This is a genomic window from Pseudomonas sp. S2_C03, from assembly GCF_054668405.1.
Genome location: NZ_CP162766.1, coordinates 4,212,559 through 4,231,663, shown reverse-complemented (window position 1 = coordinate 4,231,663; position 19,105 = coordinate 4,212,559). Strand labels below are relative to the sequence as shown.

Below are 19,105 nucleotides of genomic sequence, written 5' to 3'. Positions count from 1 at the left end.
GGAGCACATCGATGCGCGTCATTCTGCTGGGAGCTCCCGGGGCCGGTAAAGGTACTCAGGCTAAGTTCATCACCGAGAAATTCGGCATTCCGCAAATCTCCACTGGCGATATGCTGCGTGCGGCGGTCAAGGCCGGCACCGAGCTGGGCATCAAGGCCAAGAGCATCATGGACGCCGGCGGCCTCGTCTCCGACGACCTCATCATCGCACTGGTCAAGGACCGCATCGCCCAGTCCGACTGCGCCAACGGTTTCCTGTTCGACGGTTTCCCGCGCACCATTCCCCAGGCTGAAGCCCTGGTGACGGCTGGTGTGGAACTGGACGCGGTGGTCGAAATCGCCGTTGAGGACGAAGAAATCGTCCAGCGTATCGCCGGTCGCCGTGTACACGAGGCAAGTGGCCGCGTGTACCACATCGTCTACAACCCGCCGAAAGTGGCTGGCAAGGACGACATCACCGGTGACGAACTGGTGCAGCGCAAGGACGACACCGAAGAAACCGTGCGTCATCGCCTGTCGGTCTACCATTCGCAGACCAAACCGCTGGTGGCGTTCTACCAGAACCTGTCGGCGGCCAATGGCAAGCCGAAGTACAGCCATATCGAAGGTGTGGGTTCGGTCGAAGCGATCACTGCCAAGGTGCTTGCGGCCCTTAGCTGAAAAGTCTGATCAGCTGCATCATCCACGGCCCGCTTGCGGGCCGTTGTTGTTTATACTGGCGCACTTTTTCTGACTCTCTTTACGGATACATCGATGAGTACCTTGCTGGCCCTGGACACCGCGACCGAAGCTTGCTCCGTTGCCTTGCTGCACGACGGCAAAGTGACGAGCCATTACGAGGTGATCCCGCGCCTGCATGCGCAGAAACTGCTGCCGATGATCCAGCAATTGCTCGCCGACGCCGGGACCACGTTGCAAGCGGTGGACGCCATCGCGTTCGGTCGTGGGCCTGGCGCCTTCACCGGGGTGCGCATCGCCATTGGTGTGGTGCAGGGGCTGGCGTTTGCCCTGGACCGGCCGGTGTTGCCGATCTCCAATCTTGCGGTGCTGGCGCAGCGCGCCTATCGCGAACATGGCGTCAGCCAGGTTGCCGCCGCCATCGATGCGCGCATGGATGAAGTGTATTGGGGTTGCTACCGCGAAACGGCGGGGGAGATGCGCCTGGTGGGCGCTGAAGCCGTGTTGCCGCCGCAAGTCGCGGCGTTGCCGGCCGATGCCAGCGGCGACTGGTTTGGTGCGGGCACCGGTTGGGGTTATGCCGAGCGCATTGCCGTGGACCTCATTGGTCAGGATGCGGGCATGTTGCCCCATGCCCAAGACTTGCTGGCCCTGGCCCGATTCGCCTGGGAACGTGGGGAAGCGATCGTGGCGGATGAGGCGCAGGCGGTTTATCTGCGGGACAAGGTGGCGACGCCCAAGGCGCGTTGATTCGCGGGTATCGAGGCGGCCTCTTCGCGAGCAAGCCCGCTCCCACAGGTTTTCAGTCGGGCACAGGATGTGTGTTCGCATCGATCCCTGTAGGAGCGGGCCTGCCCGAGATGGCTATCTAATAGCAAACGCGTCAATCGTCGTTTTATAACCTTGGTTTTAAACCTTTTGTCTTTTCTGTGTTCTAGTTATCACTCGGCTGTTTGCGAAGTGCACTAAGTGCCACTAGACTGCCATCATTGATACCGAGCATGACATTATGCGCATAGACGGCCTTTCCACTCCTTCGTATCCCATCAAGCGCAAGCCTCGCAAAGGGCGTGTGGTTGAGGACGAGTCCGTCGATATCGAAGGCGAGCTGGAAATCCCTTCCGAGGAGCAAATGGCTGCTCGCGCTGCCAAGGCTACCGCGCAACGTCTGAGCAACCTGCCGGCCCGTCAGCAAGACATGATCTACCACCGCGCCATGAGCAAAAGCGTGGCGATGGCCCTGGCCAGTTACCTCAGCACGGCGGGCTTCGTCGATTGGGATGCGGATGTGCTGGGGCTCGACCTGTACATCTGATGCGGCTGCCCTACTTCATCGGCTGCCCGTCCTGGAGTGAAAACGCCTGGCGCGATTACCTTTATCCCCAGGACGCCAAACCCGCCGATTTCCTCGGCCTCTACGCTCAAGTCTTCAATGCCGTGGAAGGCAACACGACGTTCTACGCGAGCCCGGCTGCCAGCACCGTGCAGCGTTGGGCCGAGACCATGCCGGAACACTTCCGCTTCACCGCCAAGTTCCCGGGCGACATCAGCCACGGCGGTGACCTGCGCGACCAATTGACCGCCACCGAGACCTTCCTGCAACTGCTCAGCCCCTTGGGTGACCGGGTCGCGCCGCTGTGGTTGCAGTTGTCGAAAAGCTTCACGCCGCAACGTTTGCATGAGCTGGCGGCGTTTATCGATGCGGTGGATCGGCCGTTGGCCATCGAAGTACGACATGACGCGTTCTTCGCCAAGGGCGATGCCGAGCGCAGCCTCAATCGCTTGTTGCTGGACCGTGGTGTCGAACGCATCTGCCTCGATCCGCGTGCCTTGTTCAGCTGCACCTCGACCGAGCCTGCGGTGATCCACGCGCAATCGAAGAAGCCCAGGGTTCCTCCGCGCCCGGCGGCTTTCACACAATGGCCGCAAGTGCGTTTCATCGGCCATCCGCAACTGGAAGCCAACGACCCGTTCCTGGTGCCTTGGGTCGAGAAAATCGCCCTGTGGATCGAAGAGGGGCGCACGCCCTATATCTTCCTGCACACCTCGGACAACGTGTTCGCGGCGAAACTGGCACAGCGGTTCCACGCACGGCTGATGGAGCGTTTGCCTGGCCTCCCGCCGCTGCCTGAGCTATACAGAGAACCCGCCGCCGAACAACTTGGCTTGCTCTGAGGCGGATCCGTTCCCCTTTCCAGGAGCCTGCCAATGGATGCGCAAACCCGTCGAGCCCAGGCGTTCAAAGCACTGCACGAACGCAACGAGGCTTTTGTCATCCCCAACCCGTGGGACGCCGGCTCGGCAAAAATGCTCGCCAGCCTGGGTTTCGAGGCGCTGGCAACCACCAGTGCCGGTTATGCCTTTTCCCGTGCCCGTCCCGATGGTGGGCTGACGCTTGAGCAGACCCTGGAGAATGTCCGAGCGATCGTCGCCGCTACCGATTTGCCGGTGGCGGTGGATCTGGAAAACGGTTTTGCCGACGACCCGGTCGAATGTGCGCAGAGCATCTTGCAGGCGGCCGCCGCTGGCGCGGTGGGAGGCTCGATCGAAGATGCTACAGGTCGCCCGGATACCCCCATCTACTGTTTCGATCATGCGGTGGCCCGGATCGAAGCCGCTGTGGCGGCGGCCCGCAGCCTGCCGTTTACGTTCATGGTGACTGCCCGGGCCGAGAATTTCCTGCGCGGCAATCCCGATCTGGACGATACGATCCGCCGCTTGCAGGCCTTTTCCGAAGCGGGCGCGGATGTGCTGTACGCGCCGGCGTTGCGCAGCCCTGAAGACGTGTTGGCCGTGGTGCGCGCCGTGGCGCCGAAGCCGGTCAACGTGTTGATGTCCGGCGGGTTGAAGCTCACGGTCCAGCAACTGAGCGAAATGGGCGTCAGGCGAGTCAGCGTCGGTTCGGCGCTCGCCCTGGCGGCGTTGGGTGAATTTTATCGTGCGGCTGAAGAGATCAAGACCTCGGGCACATTCACGTTTACCTCGCGGTCCATGCCCTACGCACAGGCCAATCAATTGTTCGAAGGCTGACGATGCGGTTCTTGCAGGTGCTGTTGGTGCTGGTGTTGATGGGAAGCGCTGCGTCGTTGAGTGTGTGGCGTGGCTGGATCGCGCTGCCGCCGCAGTGGAATCCTTGGGCACCACTGGACGTGAAGGCCGAACCGAACCTGCTGACCCGCTATAAGCTGATGCGCCTGCGAGACGATCCACAGCTTTGCGCCCAGGCCCTGGACAGTTCCGGCCTGCGCGTGGCGCCCCAGGCCGACAGCCCGGACGCCAAGTGTCCTCTGACCGATGCCTTGCGGGTGCAGGGTGGTGATGTGGCGCTGAGCAGCAGTTTCCTGGCCAGTTGCCGACTGGCGGTGTCGTTTGCCCTGTTCGAGCACCACGCACTGCAACCGGCGGCTCGGGCGGTCTATGGGCAAGCCGTCAACCGCGTCGATCACCTCGGCAGTTTTGCCTGTCGCAATGTCTATGGGCGCGAGAATGGCCGACTCAGTCAGCATGCCACCGCCAACGCCCTGGATATCGCCGGTTTTCGCCTGGCCGATGGCCGCACGATCAATGTACTCAAGGATTGGCCGAAGGATAATCAAGACGCACGCTTTCTACGCCAGGTCCGTGATGCGGCGTGCGACGTGTTCAGTGTGGTGTTGAGCCCCGATTACAACGCCGCCCATCGCAATCACTTTCATCTGGATGTCGGGCCGTGGTGGGTGTGTCGCTGAAATTTACGCGGCGATGCGCAGGTTCTGCAGGACGATCGGGCGTGCCCAACCGATATCAAAATCGAAGTTTTTCTGCTGCTCCGCCAGTTCTTCAGGCGGGTACGGCGGGAACGGTTTGTCCAGCAGGTCCAGTTCGAACTCGGCGATTGGCAAATGCAGCGGACGCGGTTGAGCGGCGGCGCCAGGAACCGGCAGCGCTTGACCGTTGGCCAGTACGATAGGGCGAACCCAACCGCTTTCGAAGTCCTGCTGTTTCTGTTGCGCGACGATTTCATCCGCCGGGAACGGTGGGAATGGTTTGTCGGCCAGGTCCATTTCGAACTCGGCAATCGGCAGGAACAATGGCTCGGGTGGCTTGACCTCGGTTTCCGTGACGTTGCATTCACGCTGGGCAATGATGTGCGCCAACAGCTCGCTGCCAACCGTGGGCTCCTCCGAGCTCTCTAGGTCGACCGGCGGAAAGTCGAGAGAAGCCGGCACCACATCGCCCGACTGCTCGGCCAGCGCCTGGGCAAAAAAATCTTGCCACAGGTGACTGACGCCGCTCAGTGCCTGGGAATTTCGCAGGCCAAAATCGCCGTAGGGCGAGATGTAGCCAATCGATGTGGGTTGAATGTTGGACATTTTTTTCTGTAGAGGCTCGGCTCTGGCAAAATGCTCGTTAGTGTTGTTATCGGCCGATTCTGCCGATCATTAATTTTTTGAGCGTGTTTTCCCATGATTGAGCAACCGGCGGCGTGCCGCATCCATGTCGAAGCCCTCGATACGGCGTTCCAGCCACAGGCCGAGCAATGGGCCGAGCGCCTGGGCTTGCCCCTGAAAGTCACTGAAGGTGAATTCGCCTTGCAGGTTGGCGAGCAGGGGTTGCAGTTGCAACAACTCGGACCGGATGCGCCCGGTCCGGTGCGGGTGGATTTCGTCGAGGGAGGCGCGGCCCACCGTCGCCTGTTCGGCGGCGGCACCGGGCAAATGATCGCCAAGGCGGTTGGCATCGCCCAAGGCGTGCGTCCGCGGGTGCTGGATGCGACGGCAGGTCTTGGCAAGGACGCATTCGTGCTGGCAAGCCTGGGTTGTGAAATGAGCCTGATCGAGCGTCAGCCGTTGATAGGCGCGTTGCTGGAGGATGGCCTGGCGCGGGGCGCGGAGGATTTCGACGTGGCGCCGATCGTGGCGCGCATGCGCCTGCTCAAGGGCAACTCCATCGACGTCATGCGCAACTGGGAAGGCGAGCCGCCGCAGGTGATCTACCTGGACCCGATGTTCCCTCACCGGGAGAAAACCGCGCTGGTGAAAAAGGAAATGCGCCTGTTCCGCCCCCTGGTGGGTGATGACCCGGACGCACCGGCCTTGCTCGAAGCGGCACTGGCCCTGGCCAGCCACCGGGTAGTGGTCAAGCGCCCACGAAAGGCGCCGTGCATTGCCGGGCCGAAGCCGAGTCATGCTTTGGATGGGAAATCCAGTCGGTATGACATTTATCCCAAGAAAGCGCTCAAGCTATAAGCTGCAAGCTGCAAGCGGGCCTTAGCTTGCCGCTTGCAGCTAACCGCTCGCCGCTGCCTCCCTCCCATAAGCCCGCATGAACAACCCCACCACCTCCTGCACATGCGCCTCCGCTGCTTCCCCGGTCAGGGGTTCGCCACAGCCGTACAACAAGCGGAAATTCCCCGCGCCCTTGAGCAGGCAAAAGAAATGCTCGGCGGCATTGCGCGGTTTGTCGATGCGCAGGGCGCCGCTCTGATCCACTTTGGCCAGTAGGCGCTCCATGCCCAGCAGCATCCGCTCCGGGCCGGCTTCGAAGAAAATCTGCGAGAGTTTCGGGTCCTGGCTGCCCAGCGTCATCATCAAACGGTGCAGGTTCACTGACTCATCGCTGTTGATCAGGTGATGAAAGCCGCGGGCGATGTTCAACAGCACCGATTCCACGGCGATGCCGTCCGGTAATTCGAAAAACAGCGGCGGCAGCTGTTCTTCGCACTTGGCCACCACCGCAGCAGAGAACAGTGTCTCCTTGTCGTTGAAATGGCTGTAGACGGTGAGTTTTGACACGCCCGCTTCTCCCGCCACAGCATCCATGCTGGTGTTCGCATATCCATTGCTCAGAAACAGGGTTTTCGCCGCATCAAGGATCGCCTGACGTTTAGCCAGATCCTTGGGACGGCCCGGACCGATGGATGCTGAGGGATTGTTCGACATTATTCGCTTTTATTACTGGACTGGTGAGTTTGCTATTAATAACATACTGGCCAGTATAATTATTCCAAGCACCATTGGCGAAAGGTCACTCACCATGTACCGCTATGTCGCATACCTCGCATTGCCAGCCAGCCTGGCGTTTTTATTGTCCGCTTGCGGGCATGAGGAGGCGCCCCAGGTCACCGTCAGACCGGCCATGGTGGTTCAGCCAGAGCCTTCGGTGCAGGCGCTGGAGAGTTATCCCGGTGAAGTGCGGGCTCGCTATGAGCCAGAGTTGGCTTTCCGCATCGGCGGCAAAGTCAGCCGACGACTGGTCGAGGAAGGGCAGCGGGTCAAGGCCGATCAGCCGCTGGCGGAACTTGATCCCCAGGACGTTCGCCTCCAACTGGAAGCGACTCGCGCCCAGGTTGCTGCGGCCGAAGCCAACCTGAACATGGTGCGCGCCGAGCGTGACCGTTACAAAACCCTCATGGATCGCCAGTTGGTCAGCCGTTCGCAATATGACAATGCGGAAAACCTTTACCGATCCGGTGAAGCGCGCGTGAAGCAGATCAAGGCCGAATTCAACGTCTCGAACAATCAAGCCAGCTATGCGGTGCTGCGTGCGCCCCAGGATGGCGTGGTCGCCAAGCGTTCGGTGGAAGTGGGGCAGGTGGTCGCTGCCGGCCAGACCGTTTTCACGCTGGCCACCGATGGCGAGCGCGAAGTGCTGATCAGTTTGCCGGAACAGAATTTTGGTCGCTACAAGGTCGGACAACCCGTATCGGTGGAGCTGTGGACCCAGCCGGACCAACGCTTTAGCGGGCGAATTCGCGAGCTGTCACCAGCGGCCGATCCAAAATCCCGCACGTTTGCTGCGCGCATTGCTTTCACCGCTGGCAAAGTTCCCGCCGAGTTGGGCCAAAGCGCCAGGGTCTTTATCCAGACCGCCGATGTCGTGGCACTGTCGGTGCCGCTGTCGGCCCTGACCGCCGAAAACGGTGCCACCTACGTGTGGGTGCTCGGTGCCAATAACACTTTGAAGAAATCCCCGGTCCGGGTCGGTGCATTCGGCGAGAAAAGCGTGCCGGTGCTCGAAGGCTTGAATGCCAGTGATTGGGTGGTGGCGGCTGGTGTCCATGTGCTTCACGACGGGCAGCAGGTGCGTCCGGTGGATCGCTCCAACCGCGTGGTCAATCTGGCGGATAAGGAGTAATCCCCGATGGGCTTCAATCTTTCCGAATGGGCGCTGCGTAATCGCCAGATCGTACTGTTCCTGATGCTGCTGCTGGCGATAGTCGGCGCGCTTTCCTACACCAAGCTCGGTCAGAGCGAAGACCCGCCGTTCACCTTCAAAGCCATGGTGATCCGTACCATGTGGCCCGGCGCCACTGCCGAGGAAGTGTCTCGCCAGGTCAGTGAACGCATTGAAAAGAAACTGATGGAAACCGGTGAGTACGACCGGATCGTGTCGTTTTCCCGGCCGGGCGAATCGACTGTGACGTTCGTGGCCCGGGACTCCATGCACTCGGTGGATATTCCCGAGCTCTGGTATCAGGCACGCAAGAAGATCAGCGACATTCGCCATACCTTGCCGCCGGGTATCCAGGGGCCGTTTTTCAACGACGAGTTCGGCACCACTTTTGGCAACATCTACGCGCTGACCGGTGAAGGATTCGATTACGCGGTGCTGAAGGACTACGCCGACCGCATCCAGATCCAGCTGCAACGGGTCAAGGATGTCGGCAAGGTCGAGCTGCTGGGGTTGCAGGACGAAAAAATCTGGATCGAGCTCTCCAACGTCAAGCTCTCCACCCTGGGTCTGCCGTTGGCTGCGGTGCAGCAGGCGATCGAAGAGCAGAATGCGGTGTCCACGGCCGGTTTCTTCGAAACCAGCAGCGAACGACTGCAACTGCGGGTCTCGGGAAATTTTCAGACGGTTGATGAGATCAATAACTTCCCGATCCGGGTCGGTGATCGTACGTTCCGCGTATCGGATGTCGCCACGGTTCATCGCGGCTTCAATGATCCGCCAGCACCGCGCATGCGCTTCATGTCCCAGGACGCTATCGGTCTGGCTGTGGCCATGAAGGACGGGGGCGATATTCTGGTGCTGGGCAAGGCGCTCGAAATCGAGTTCGCCCGCATCCAGAAAAACCTCCCGGCCGGTATGCAATTGAGCAAGGTGTCCGACCAGCCCGCTGCCGTGAAAACCGGCGTCGGAGAGTTTGTCCGTGTACTGGTCGAAGCGCTGGCCATCGTCCTGCTGGTGAGTTTTTTCTCGCTCGGGGTGCGTACCGGCATGGTCGTCGCGCTGGCGATTCCGCTGGTGCTGGCAATGACATTCGCCTGCATGTATTACCTGGGCATCGGCCTGCACAAGATTTCTCTCGGCGCACTGGTGCTGGCGCTGGGCCTGTTGGTGGACGACGCGATCATCGCCGTGGAAATGATGGCGATCAAAATGGAACAGGGCTTCGACCGGGTCAAGGCGGCGAGTTACGCCTGGACCAGTACCGCGTTTCCGATGCTCACCGGGACACTGATCACGGCCGCTGGGTTCCTGCCTATTGCCACCGCGCAATCGGGGACCGGCGAATACACCCGTTCGATCTTCCAGGTGGTCACCATCGCGTTGCTGGCGTCGTGGATCGCTGCCGTGGTGTTCGTGCCGTACCTGGGGGAAAAACTCCTGCCGGACCTGGCGAAAATTCACGCAGCCAAACATGGTGCCGGCCAGCCCGATCCTTACGCCACTCCTTTTTACCAGCGCGTCCGGGGGTTGGTGGAGTGGTGCGTGCGCTGGCGAAAAACGGTAATAGTGGCCACGGTGGTGTTGTTCATTGCCTCCATTGTGTTGTTTCGTTTTGTGCCGCAACAGTTCTTCCCGGCTTCAGGGCGACTGGAGTTGATGGTCGACCTGAAACTGGCCGAGGGCGCATCGCTGAGCAACACCGCCGAAGAAGTCAAACGCCTTGAAGGCTTGCTGAAAGATCACGCCGGCATCGACAACTACGTGGCCTACGTTGGCACCGGGTCGCCGCGTTTCTACCTGCCGCTGGATCAGCAGCTGCCGGCGGCGAGCTTCGCCCAGTTCGTGGTGCTGGCCAAGTCCATCGAAGAACGTGAGACCCTGCGCACCTGGCTGATTGAAACGCTCAACGAGCAGTTCCCGGCCCTGCGCTCGCGCGTGACACGCCTGGAAAACGGCCCGCCGGTGGGTTATCCAGTGCAGTTCCGGGTCACTGGCGAACACATCGAGGAAGTCCGTGCCCTGGCCAGGAAAGTCGCGGCCAAGGTCCGCGAAAACCCCCATGTGGCCAACGTCCACCTGGACTGGGAAGAGCCGAGCAAAGTGGTTTACCTGAACGTCGATCAGGATCGTGCACGCGCGCTGGGCGTGAGCACCGCCAACCTGTCGAAGTTTTTGCAAAGCTCGCTGACCGGTTCCAGCGTCAGCCAGTACCGCGAAGATAACGAGTTGATCGAGATCCTGCTGCGCGGCACGGTGCACGAGCGCACCGAGTTGTCGTTGCTGCCAAGTCTTTCCGTGCCGACCGACAACGGTCGCAGCGTGGCGCTGTCGCAGATCGCCACGCTGGAGTACGGCTTTGAAGAAGGCATCATCTGGCACCGCAACCGCCTGCCCAACGTCACCGTACGTGCCGACATCTACGGCAAGGAACAACCGGCGACCCTGGTGCAACAGATCATGCCGACGCTGGATCCGATCCGCGCCGAATTGCCCGACGGCTATCTGCTGGATGTCGGCGGCACCGTGGAAGATTCTGCCCGAGGACAGAACTCGGTCAAAGCCGGCGTGCCATTGTTCGTCGTTGTTGTGCTGACGTTGCTGATGCTGCAACTGCGCAGTTTCTCACGCACGGCGATGGTGTTTCTTACAGCACCCTTGGGCCTGATCGGCGTGACCCTGTTCCTGATGGTGTTCCGTCAGCCGTTCGGCTTTGTCGCCATGCTGGGGACCATCGCTTTGTCGGGGATGATCATGCGCAACTCGGTGATCCTGGTTGACCAGATCGAACAGGACATCGCCGCCGGGCTCAAGCCGTGGCAGGCAATCATCGAAGCCACCGTGCGCCGCTTCCGGCCGATCGTGTTGACCGCGCTCGCCGCCGTGCTGGCGATGATCCCGCTGTCACGCAGCGTGTTCTTCGGTCCGATGGCCGTGGCCATCATGGGCGGCCTGATCGTCGCCACGGCGCTCACGTTGCTGTTCCTGCCAGCCCTTTATGCCGCGTGGTTTCGAGTAAAAAAAGAGCCGACGTGACCGCCGCTCCTACAAATGTTTCAGAAACCTCTGATATTGAGTCAAAGAGGTCCGAATGCTGTACTCAAGCCTCGGTTTCATGAGGTTTTGAGACAGCATTTGATGAAAAGACCACCGTTGTTGAAAGGACCCATCGATCCGGTGTTCGACCTGTTGGGGCGGTCGCCCCACAAGGAGCGCCTGACGGATTACCTGTCGCTGCTCATGCCCCTGGACGAGCAGGGACGCTATCGTCCGTTCGACGAGTTGCGCTACCGCTGGGCTCCGGGTCTGGATTCCCACCTCTGCTGGGCACTGGTCAAGAAGGCGCGGGCTGCGCAGTACTCCCGCCTGTTGCCCTTGGGCGAGCCGCTTCAATGGGGACACTACCTGCTCACGCCGTTGGCGCAGAAGGCGATCTCTGCGGTGGACCGGCAAGCGACAACAGCAGCACTGGAATTCATGACCAGTCAGATCGGCGAGCATGCGCATTTCAGCTACCTGCTCAATGATTTGATCGAAGACGAAGCCATCAGCAGCAGTCAGCTCGAAGGTGCAGCGACCACCACGCGGGTGGCCAAGGACATGCTCAAACGCAAACGCCAGCCGCGAACACCGGATGAGCGGATGGTGATCGGCAATTACAAAATGATGAACTACGCCTGGGAGAAGCGCGATGAGCCGCTGAGCATCGAGCTGATTTCAGCCATGCACCGGGTAGGCGTCGAGGGTATCGATGACGCCCAATACTCGCCCGGGACGTTCAGGAACAACGATGAGGTGGTGGTGCAGGACGGTGAGGGCAACACCGTGCATGTCCCGCCACAGGCAGCGGGTCTGGTGTCTCGATTGCAAAGGTTGGCCAACTGGATCAACCATTGCCACGACGACCCGGAGCAGGCGGATTATCTTCATCCGCTGATCAAGGGAATCGCACTGCATTTTGCATTGGGCTACGAGCACCCTTTTCGCGACGGCAACGGCCGGGTCGCCCGTGCGCTGTTCTACTGGTTCATGTTCAAGAATGATTTTTCTGCCTTTCGCTATATTGCGATCAGCATCCTGCTGCGCAATGCGCCGGTGAAATACGGGCGCTCATATCTGAACAGCGAGGCGGACAATCTCGACCTGACGTACTTCATCGACTTTCAATGCTCGGTCATTTTGCGGGCCGTACGGGGTTTCGCACAGGCTTATCGCGAAAGCCTGGCGTACGCCGACCGCTTTGACGACTGGTTGCTGGCGTCCGGTTTTTTTCACCGGTTGACCGAAAAACAGCGAGCTGTTTTCCAGGTGGCGAAGAGTGGAATGGCCAAGGAGTTTACGGCCGTCAATGTGAAAGAGAACCTGGACTGCTCTTACAACACGGCAGCGGCAGCGCTGAATGGTTTGGTCGAGTTGAATGTGTTCGAGAAACGCAAGATCGGGCGCGAGTGGGTGTTCTTCCTGCGGCCCGGTGGGGGAACTTGAGCAGGAGCGAGTGAACTCGCTCCTGCAGTTGGGTTTCGAGGGTGCTTAGAGGGTACCGAATACCTTCTTCGCCAGGCTGGTCGCGGCGGCTGCCGGGTTTTTGCGGATGGTTTCTTCCTGTTTGCCGATCATCTCGAACAAACCGTTGAGCGCCTGCTCGGTTACGTAGCTTTCGATGTTGGCGCTCTTGGCATCCACGACGCCCATGGTCGCCGCCTGGCCAGCGAACGAGTTGTACTGTTTGGCCAGACCCACCTGGTCGGTGGCCTGCTTGACGATCGGCAGGAACTTGGCGCGGATCTGCTCGCGGCTGGTCTTGTTCAGGTATTGGGTGGCCGAGTCGTTGCCGCCGCTCAAGATGCCCTTGGCGTCTTCGACGGTCATCTTTTTCACTGCATCGACCAGGATCGGCTGGGCCTGTACCACTGCCGTTTCCGCTGCCTTGTTCATGCTGGTTTCCAACTGTTCGACCTGCTCACCCATGCCGAACTGTTTCATCTTGCTGGCAACCTTGCCCAGCTTGCCCGGCAGTTCGATCTTCACATCAGGGTTGTTACTGAAACCGCCCGGCGTGCCGAGTTGTTTTACGGCCAGTTGCGCGCCCTGGGTGAGGGCGTCCTTGAGGCCGCCGCTGGCGTCTTGCTGCGACAGGTCACTGAGCGACAACGCCATGGCGCTGGCGCTGATCATCAAACCTGCGCACAGGCCGGCGAAGCGAAGGGTAGGGCGGAGCATGGCAACTTCCTTTTGTAAAAAGACACTTAGCGGGCCGCGTCGACGCGAACCCTCACAGGTTGGGGATCGGAACCGTCCAGTCGCACGGCGTGATTCTCGGTGGTGATGAACAACAGTTTGCCATCAACTTCGATGCGAGCGTTGATCGAGTAACGATGATTAGGTTCGACCTTGAGTGGGTCGTAGTTCAGGCGAAAGGGCAGTGGCACTTGGCCTTTGACCGGGCCTCGCTGTTCGTCGAGGACCTTGGCCGGGGCGTCGGCGAGCGAAATGTCCTGCAGGCTCACGCTCAGGACCGCCGTGGGAGGCAGGGCAATGCGTTGCAGGTAAAACACTTCGCCATCGAGTGACGCCTTTGGCGCCGGGGTCGGGTGTTGGCAGGCGCTCAACAATACGGCGGCTGCGATCAGGGGCAGTTTGTTCATCGGACGATCTCCGTATCAAGGGTGCCAGCGGCAACTGGCACCCTGTTCAATTTAGACGCTTTGTTCGGCCCCAGCGGTTTGATCGGCTGCATCTTCACTGCGATGCAACGCCACCTGGCGGATCGACAGGCGAATTTCCGCCGGCAGCACACGCTTGGCCGCACCTTCGGCCAACTCGCCGAGCAACTCGTGATAGCTCAGCTTACCGGCCGCGTCGCGCCGCAGCACATCCAGGTCGAGCATCGTCTGGATGAAGTGGCGGAACAGGCTCTTGTCGAAAAATTCAGGCGCGTTCAGGCCATGCAGGATCGACAGGCGCTGGGCCATCACGGTGCACAGGTCTTCCAGTTCTTCGGCGCTGATGCTGTTCTGGCCGCTGTTGAGCAGCAGCGAAACGGTCATGTAGAAGCGTTGCAAGGTCTGGGCGATGCTTTTGGACAGCAGGGTCAGCAGCACGAAATGCCGCGAACTCGGTGCCGGGCGCAGGTAGACGTTATTCTCGAAGCGCAGCAGGCCTTGCTCTACAAACGCCTCGAGCCATTGATCGACCACTGCATCCAGCTCGTCCAGCGACCAGCGAATGAACAGCTCCGATTGCAGGTATGGATACAGCGCACGGGTGTAGCGCAGGATTTGCTCGCGGCTCATGCGCGACGTGCTCTGGAAGAAGCTCGCCAGCAATGACGGCAACGCGAAGATGTGCAGGACGTTGTTGCGGTAGTAGGTCATCAGGACGGCATTTTGCTCGTCCAGGTACAGAATCTTGCCCAGCGCGTCGCTCTGTTCGGACAACAGGTCCATGTCTTTCACGTGCTGGATCAGCGCACGACCATCGCCTTCGGGCAGGGTGGTATGCGGCGAATAAGGCACCTTGCGCAGCAGCGCCAGATACAGGTCCAGCACCCGCGCCATCGCACGGTCGTCCAGCGCCAGGCGGCTGGTGGACAGCAGGGCCAGTGCCACCAGGTTGACCGGATTGATCGCCGCCGCTTCGTTGAGGTGCTGCGCGACTTTTTCGCCGAGGCGGTTGGTGGTTTCGTTGAGCCAGGCCGGTTTGAACTGCGGGCCCAATTCCTGTTGGCGCCAGTCTGGCTGTTCGCTGTCGAGGAATTCGGCGAGTTTGATCGGTTCGCCGAAGTTCACCGCCACCTGGCCAAAGCGTTGCTTGAGGGCGCCGATGACTTTGAAGATGTCAAAGATCGATTCTTTTTTCTTGCTGGCGCCGCGCAACTCGCCAAGGTAGGTCCGGCCTTCCAGTACGCGCTCGTAGCCGATGTACACCGGCACGAACACGATGGGCATGCGCGAAGAGCGCAGGAAGCTGCGCAATGTAATCGCCAGCATCCCGGTTTTAGGTTGCAGCATGCGCCCGGTGCGCGAGCGGCCACCCTCGACGAAGTACTCCACCGGGAAACCCTTGGTGAACAGGGTGTGCAGGTATTCATTGAACACCGAGGTGTACAGGGGATTGCCCTTGAAAGTGCGGCGCATGAAAAACGCCCCGCCGCGCCGCAGCAGGCTGCCGATCACCGGCATGTTGAGGTTGATGCCGGCAGCGATGTGCGGCGGCGTCAAGCCGTTACGGAACAACAGGTAGGACAGCAGCAGGTAGTCGATATGGCTGCGATGGCACGGCACGTAGATCACTTCGTGCCCCGGCGCAACCTGTTGCACGCCTTCGATGTGGTTGACCTTGATGCCGTCGTAGATCTTGTTCCAGAACCAGCTCAGCACCACTTCCAGGAAACGGATCGCGGTGTAGGTGTAGTCCGAGGCAATCTCGTTGGCATAACGCAGGGCCTGGGCCTTGGCTTTCTCCTCCGATAGGTTTTCGCGCTCGGCCTCGTCAAGGATCGCCTGTTTGACCAACGGCTGATTGATCAGGCCTTTGACCAGATTACGACGGTGGGAAATGTCCGGGCCGATCACCGCCGCCTTGAGGTTGCGAAAGTGCACGCGCAGGACGCGTTGGGCCATGCGCACGGTGCGCTCGTGGCCCTTGTTGTGCTCGATCAGCTCGCGAAGGTGAATGGGGGCTGAGAATTGCACGCGGGTCTTGCGGCCCAGCACGATGATGCTGAGCAGCCGACGCAGTCGCCCGGTGACCGCCCAGCTGTCGGCGAACAACAGCTTCCACGGGCTCGACTCGCTGTCCGGCGACTGGCCCCAGAACACGCTGACCGGAATGATCTGCGCGTCTTCGGCAGCGTTCTGGCTGAGGGCGCTGACCAGGCGGGTCAGGGTGGGCGGCGCGCCGCGTTTATCCTGGCGGCCGAGCCAGTCCGGGTCCGGCGTCAGGTAAAAGAACGCGGCCGGCTCCAGCAGGTTGCCCACCGAGACCGGCAGTACCGGACGGGGCAAACCGGCCTTTCTGCACTCGGTGTCGACCACGGCGAGGTCGGTCAGCGAAGGGTTTTGCAGGACGTAGAACACCGGACGACTGCGGTCGAGATTGAGAGTGAACGACGACTGGTTGATGGTTTCGGAGCGAACCCAGAGATAAAGCAGTCGGCGCAGGGTGCCAAACACAAGACGGCGAAACGGGGAACGGGTCATACGGCTTCTGCGTGAGGAAATAAAAACGAGCATATGCTCGGATGGCCGATAGTGTGCCGTATTCGCCTAAAATCGGCAAAAAAGCGGTCAAGTAAACTTCTTTTGAGAGTTTCCATGTGTGTCATATACTCGAGGCTCCGTCGCGCTGCCTTCATTAGGCCATCATGTGCGACCGGTGTTCCCGAGGCTTTCCTGCGAAAAGCCCGTTCAATAATAAAAAAGGAGTATGAACAGATGGCAACACGTGAAACCGGCAGCGTGAAGTGGTTCAACGATGCCAAGGGGTATGGCTTCATCCAGCGCGAGAACGGCGTGGATGTGTTCGTGCATTACCGCGCGATCCGTGGCGAAGGCCACCGTTCGCTGACCGAGGGTCAACAGGTCGAGTACGCGGTGGTGGAAGGGCAGAAGGGATTGCAGGCTGAGGATGTGGTGGGGTTGTAGGCTTTAGCCTCAAGCCTCAAGCCTCAAGCCTCAAGCCTCAAGCTGCAAGCAGATTGGCTTGGGGCTTGGGGCTTGCAGCTTGCAGCTTGCAGCTTGCAGCTCAGGCGGTACGCCAGACAATCTCTTCTTCACCATCGGCACTGATGCGAATCCAGCGATCGGCCGATTCCTCACCTTCTTCCTCGACCCAGCTACCCGGCGCGCAACGCACTTCGACGTTCAGCGCGGCAAACGCGGCGCGGGCGCAGGCGATGTCGTCGTCCCACGGGGTCTGGTCACTTTCCAGGTACAGGCTGTTCCATTTGCCGACGGCTTTGGGTAGCCAGGTCACCGGCACGTTGCCGGCCTTGCACTTCCAGGTCTGGCCCTTCTGCACCCAGTCGCTGCACGGGCCCAGTGCTGCACCGAGCCAGGCTGCAACGGTCTTGTGGTCGACGTCGGCGTCTTTCAGGTAAATCTCGATATCGGGTTGGCGCATGGATGTCCTCACTGCGGGTCTGAAAAATCCATTCGCGGATTCAGTTGGCCTCAAGCCGTTGCTCAAGGCCCAATATTATTGAAGTACAAAGTAATCGTAACGCATCGACACCGTGACCTCGAACGGTTCAACCTGTTCGATCACCGCTGCTCGGCGTTCGGCGCTCGCGCGCCAGCCGTGGGGTGTCATGGCCAGCAGGTTCGCCCGGTCCTGGCCACTGGCAAGGGTCAGCTTGAATTCCAGGGTTTCGCTGTGGTCCAGCGCCATGCCCTCGGGCACCAGAGCCAGATGCTTGTCGTCGGTGTACTCGCGCACTTCGTCATACAGGCGTTCGCGCAGCTCCATCAGGTGGCCGCTGGTAGGGCCGACCTTCATCAGGCCGCCACCACGACTGAGCAGGCGTTTGGCCTCTTCCCAATCCAGCGGGCTGAAGACACTGGCGAGAAACTGGCAGCTCCCCGAGGCCAGCGGCACCCGCGCCATGCTGGCGATCAACCAGGTCAGCTTGGGGTTACGTCTGCAAGCACGTTTCACCGCTTCGCGCGAGATGTCCAGGGCGTAGCCGTCGGCATCGGGCAACGCATCGGCGATCTGCGCCGTGTAGTAACCCTCGCCACAACCGATGTCGAGCCAGCGCTGCGGCGCGTAGTGCCCCGCCAGTTCGGCCAGACGCTTGGCAACCGGCGCGTAATGGCCGGCGTTGAGAAAGTCGCGCCGGGCCTCGACCATTGCCTGGTTATCCCCAGGGTCGCGGCTGTTCTTGTGCTGCACCGGCAACAGGTTCAGGTAACCCTGTCGAGCACGGTCGAAACGATGCCCGGCGGGGCAGGCCACGCCGTTGTCCACCGCGTTCAGCGGTTCGTTGCAAATCGGGCAGGCGAGCATCAGGCGAGCAACTTGACGAGGGTCTGGTAGTAGATTTCGGTCAGTACATCGAGGTCGGCGGCCAGCACACGTTCGTTGACCTGGTGGATCGTCGCGTTGACAGGCCCCAGCTCGACCACTTGCGTGCCCATGGTGGCGATGAAGCGTCCGTCGGAAGTGCCACCGCTGGTGGATGCCCTGGTTTCACGACCGGTAATGTCCTTGATGCTTGCCGATACGGCATCCAGCAGGGCACCCGGCTCGGTGAGGAATGGCAGGCCCGACAGCGCCCAGTCGATGTGCCAGTCCAGGCCATGCTTGTCGAGGATGTCGGCGACGCGTTTTTGCAGGCCTTCGACGGTGGACTCGGTGGAGAAGCGGAAGTTGAACACCGCCACCAGGTCGCCCGGGATCACGTTGGTCGCACCGGTGCCGGAATTGACATTGGAAATCTGGAAGCTGGTCGGCGGGAAGAAATCGTTGCCGTGGTCCCAGTGCTCGGCGGCCAGTTCAGCCAGGGCCGGAGCGGCGAGGTGAATCGGGTTCTTCGCCAGGTGCGGGTAGGCCACGTGACCTTGCACGCCGTGCACGGTCAGCTTGGCGCCCAGGGAGCCGCGACGACCGTTCTTGACCACGTCACCGACCAGAGTGGTGCTCGACGGTTCGCCGACGATGCACCAGTCCAGACGCTCCTTTCGCGCAGCCAGGCGTTCAACCACGGCCTTGGTGCCATGGTGCGCCGGACCTTCTTCGTCGCTGGTGATCAGGAACGCGACCTTGCCCTTGTGATCCGGGTAGTCGGCGACGAATCGCTCGGCGGCTACCGTCATGGATGCCAGGCTGCCTTTCATGTCAGCCGCACCACGGCCGCAGAGCATGCCGTGCTCATCGATAACGGCGTTGAACGGGTCGATCTGCCAGGCGGCCACCGGGCCGGTCGGCACCACATCAGTGTGACCGGCAAAGCACAGCACCGGGCCATCGTGTTTGCCGTGGGTGGCCCAGAAGTTATCCACATCCTCGATGCGCATCGGTTCCAGCTGGAAACCGGCATCGCCCAGGCGCTGCATCATCTGCTTCTGGCAATCGGCGTCGACAGGGGTCACGGATGGACGGCGGATCAGGTCGATGGCCAGTTGAAGGGTCGGCGAAAGGTCGGCGTGGGCCGTCATGAAAAACTCCGGAAGCGGTATATGTGGGAGCGGGCTTGCCCGCGATTGCGGTGGATCGGCCAACATAACGGTTGAATGTTGCGCCGCCATCGCGAGCAAGCCCGCTCCCACAGGTAT

At 60.8% G+C, this 19,105-nt stretch carries 19 protein-coding genes; 11 read left to right on the top strand and 8 right to left on the bottom strand.

What is annotated here, in order from left to right; all coding sequences use genetic code 11:
• Window positions 1–11: 11 nt before the first annotated feature.
• The 6 genes from adk (at window position 12) to AB4N64_RS19600 (ending at window position 4,405) form a co-directional block, all read left to right on the top strand.
• The gene (adk, locus tag AB4N64_RS19625) at window positions 12–659 is read left to right on the top strand and encodes an adenylate kinase (RefSeq protein WP_460117616.1); all 648 of its coding nucleotides are present in this window, start codon (window positions 12–14) and stop codon (window positions 657–659) included.
• Between the two features lie 93 nt (window positions 660–752).
• Window positions 753–1,427: a tRNA (adenosine(37)-N6)-threonylcarbamoyltransferase complex dimerization subunit type 1 TsaB gene (gene tsaB / locus AB4N64_RS19620; protein WP_460117614.1), complete on the top strand. Its 675-nt coding sequence runs from the start codon at window positions 753–755 to the stop codon at window positions 1,425–1,427.
• Window positions 1,428–1,686: 259 nt separating this feature from the next.
• Entirely contained in the window at window positions 1,687–1,992 is a 306-nt protein-coding gene (locus tag AB4N64_RS19615) for a hypothetical protein (protein ID WP_460117612.1), read from the top strand.
• Window positions 1,992–2,852 carry a DUF72 domain-containing protein gene (locus AB4N64_RS19610; RefSeq protein WP_460117610.1) on the top strand — a complete coding sequence of 287 codons (861 nt, stop codon included), beginning with the start codon at window positions 1,992–1,994 and terminating at the stop codon, window positions 2,850–2,852. The genes AB4N64_RS19615 and AB4N64_RS19610 overlap by 1 nt, the downstream gene beginning before the upstream one ends.
• Before the next feature lie 33 nt (window positions 2,853–2,885).
• Entirely contained in the window at window positions 2,886–3,707 is an 822-nt protein-coding gene (locus tag AB4N64_RS19605; protein WP_460117608.1) for an isocitrate lyase/PEP mutase family protein, read from the top strand.
• Window positions 3,708–3,709: 2 nt separating this feature from the next.
• A complete protein-coding gene (locus tag AB4N64_RS19600) occupies window positions 3,710–4,405 on the top strand; it encodes an extensin-like domain-containing protein (RefSeq protein WP_460117606.1) in 696 nt (231 codons plus the stop codon).
• Between the two features lie 3 nt (window positions 4,406–4,408).
• On the opposite strand, the gene AB4N64_RS19595 is transcribed toward AB4N64_RS19600, so the two are convergent.
• The gene (locus tag AB4N64_RS19595; protein ID WP_460117605.1) at window positions 4,409–5,029 is read right to left on the bottom strand and encodes an energy transducer TonB; all 621 of its coding nucleotides are present in this window, start codon (window positions 5,027–5,029) and stop codon (window positions 4,409–4,411) included.
• A 93-nt stretch (window positions 5,030–5,122) separates the two neighbouring features.
• Here AB4N64_RS19595 and AB4N64_RS19590 point away from each other — a divergent pair, with 93 nt between their 5' ends.
• Window positions 5,123–5,905: a class I SAM-dependent methyltransferase gene (locus AB4N64_RS19590; protein WP_460117603.1), complete on the top strand. Its 783-nt coding sequence runs from the start codon at window positions 5,123–5,125 to the stop codon at window positions 5,903–5,905.
• 39 nt (window positions 5,906–5,944) lie between these two features.
• Here the strand turns inward: AB4N64_RS19590 and AB4N64_RS19585 are convergent, their stop codons facing one another.
• Window positions 5,945–6,598 carry a TetR/AcrR family transcriptional regulator gene (locus AB4N64_RS19585; protein WP_460117602.1) on the bottom strand — a complete coding sequence of 218 codons (654 nt, stop codon included), beginning with the start codon at window positions 6,596–6,598 and terminating at the stop codon, window positions 5,945–5,947.
• Window positions 6,599–6,692: 94 nt separating this feature from the next.
• On the opposite strand from AB4N64_RS19585, the gene AB4N64_RS19580 reads away from it, so the two are divergent.
• From AB4N64_RS19580 to AB4N64_RS19570, 3 genes are all read left to right on the top strand, one after another.
• Entirely contained in the window at window positions 6,693–7,793 is a 1,101-nt protein-coding gene (locus AB4N64_RS19580; RefSeq protein ID WP_460117600.1) for an efflux RND transporter periplasmic adaptor subunit, read from the top strand.
• A gap of 6 nt (window positions 7,794–7,799) precedes the next feature.
• Complete coding sequence (locus tag AB4N64_RS19575; RefSeq protein WP_460117598.1) at window positions 7,800–10,865, top strand: efflux RND transporter permease subunit; 3,066 nt, start codon at window positions 7,800–7,802, stop codon at window positions 10,863–10,865.
• Between the two features lie 102 nt (window positions 10,866–10,967).
• Window positions 10,968–12,314 carry a Fic family protein gene (locus tag AB4N64_RS19570; RefSeq protein ID WP_460117596.1) on the top strand — a complete coding sequence of 449 codons (1,347 nt, stop codon included), beginning with the start codon at window positions 10,968–10,970 and terminating at the stop codon, window positions 12,312–12,314.
• Window positions 12,315–12,359: 45 nt separating this feature from the next.
• On the opposite strand, the gene AB4N64_RS19565 is transcribed toward AB4N64_RS19570, so the two are convergent.
• Genes AB4N64_RS19565 through plsB form a run of 3 tightly spaced genes read right to left on the bottom strand, consistent with a single transcriptional unit; the run spans window position 12,360 to window position 16,030 of the window.
• On the bottom strand, window positions 12,360–13,049 hold the full coding sequence (locus AB4N64_RS19565) for a DUF4197 domain-containing protein (protein ID WP_460117594.1): 690 nt from the start codon (window positions 13,047–13,049) through the stop codon (window positions 12,360–12,362).
• Between the two features lie 26 nt (window positions 13,050–13,075).
• Window positions 13,076–13,474: a YbaY family lipoprotein gene (locus tag AB4N64_RS19560; RefSeq protein ID WP_460117592.1), complete on the bottom strand. Its 399-nt coding sequence runs from the start codon at window positions 13,472–13,474 to the stop codon at window positions 13,076–13,078.
• A gap of 51 nt (window positions 13,475–13,525) precedes the next feature.
• The gene (gene plsB / locus AB4N64_RS19555; protein WP_460117590.1) at window positions 13,526–16,030 is read right to left on the bottom strand and encodes a glycerol-3-phosphate 1-O-acyltransferase PlsB; all 2,505 of its coding nucleotides are present in this window, start codon (window positions 16,028–16,030) and stop codon (window positions 13,526–13,528) included.
• Between the two features lie 234 nt (window positions 16,031–16,264).
• On the opposite strand from plsB, the gene AB4N64_RS19550 reads away from it, so the two are divergent.
• Entirely contained in the window at window positions 16,265–16,474 is a 210-nt protein-coding gene (locus AB4N64_RS19550) for a cold shock domain-containing protein (RefSeq protein ID WP_192302536.1), read from the top strand.
• Window positions 16,475–16,574: 100 nt separating this feature from the next.
• Here AB4N64_RS19550 and AB4N64_RS19545 read toward each other — a convergent pair whose 3' ends face one another.
• The 3 genes from AB4N64_RS19545 to dapE form a co-directional block, all read right to left on the bottom strand.
• Entirely contained in the window at window positions 16,575–16,952 is a 378-nt protein-coding gene (locus AB4N64_RS19545; RefSeq protein ID WP_460117588.1) for a hypothetical protein, read from the bottom strand.
• A 75-nt stretch (window positions 16,953–17,027) separates the two neighbouring features.
• The gene (locus AB4N64_RS19540) at window positions 17,028–17,837 is read right to left on the bottom strand and encodes a putative RNA methyltransferase (protein WP_460117586.1); all 810 of its coding nucleotides are present in this window, start codon (window positions 17,835–17,837) and stop codon (window positions 17,028–17,030) included.
• A complete protein-coding gene (dapE, locus tag AB4N64_RS19535; RefSeq protein WP_460117584.1) occupies window positions 17,837–18,988 on the bottom strand; it encodes a succinyl-diaminopimelate desuccinylase in 1,152 nt (383 codons plus the stop codon). The genes AB4N64_RS19540 and dapE overlap by 1 nt, the downstream gene beginning before the upstream one ends.
• Between the last annotated feature and the right edge of the window lie 117 nt (window positions 18,989–19,105).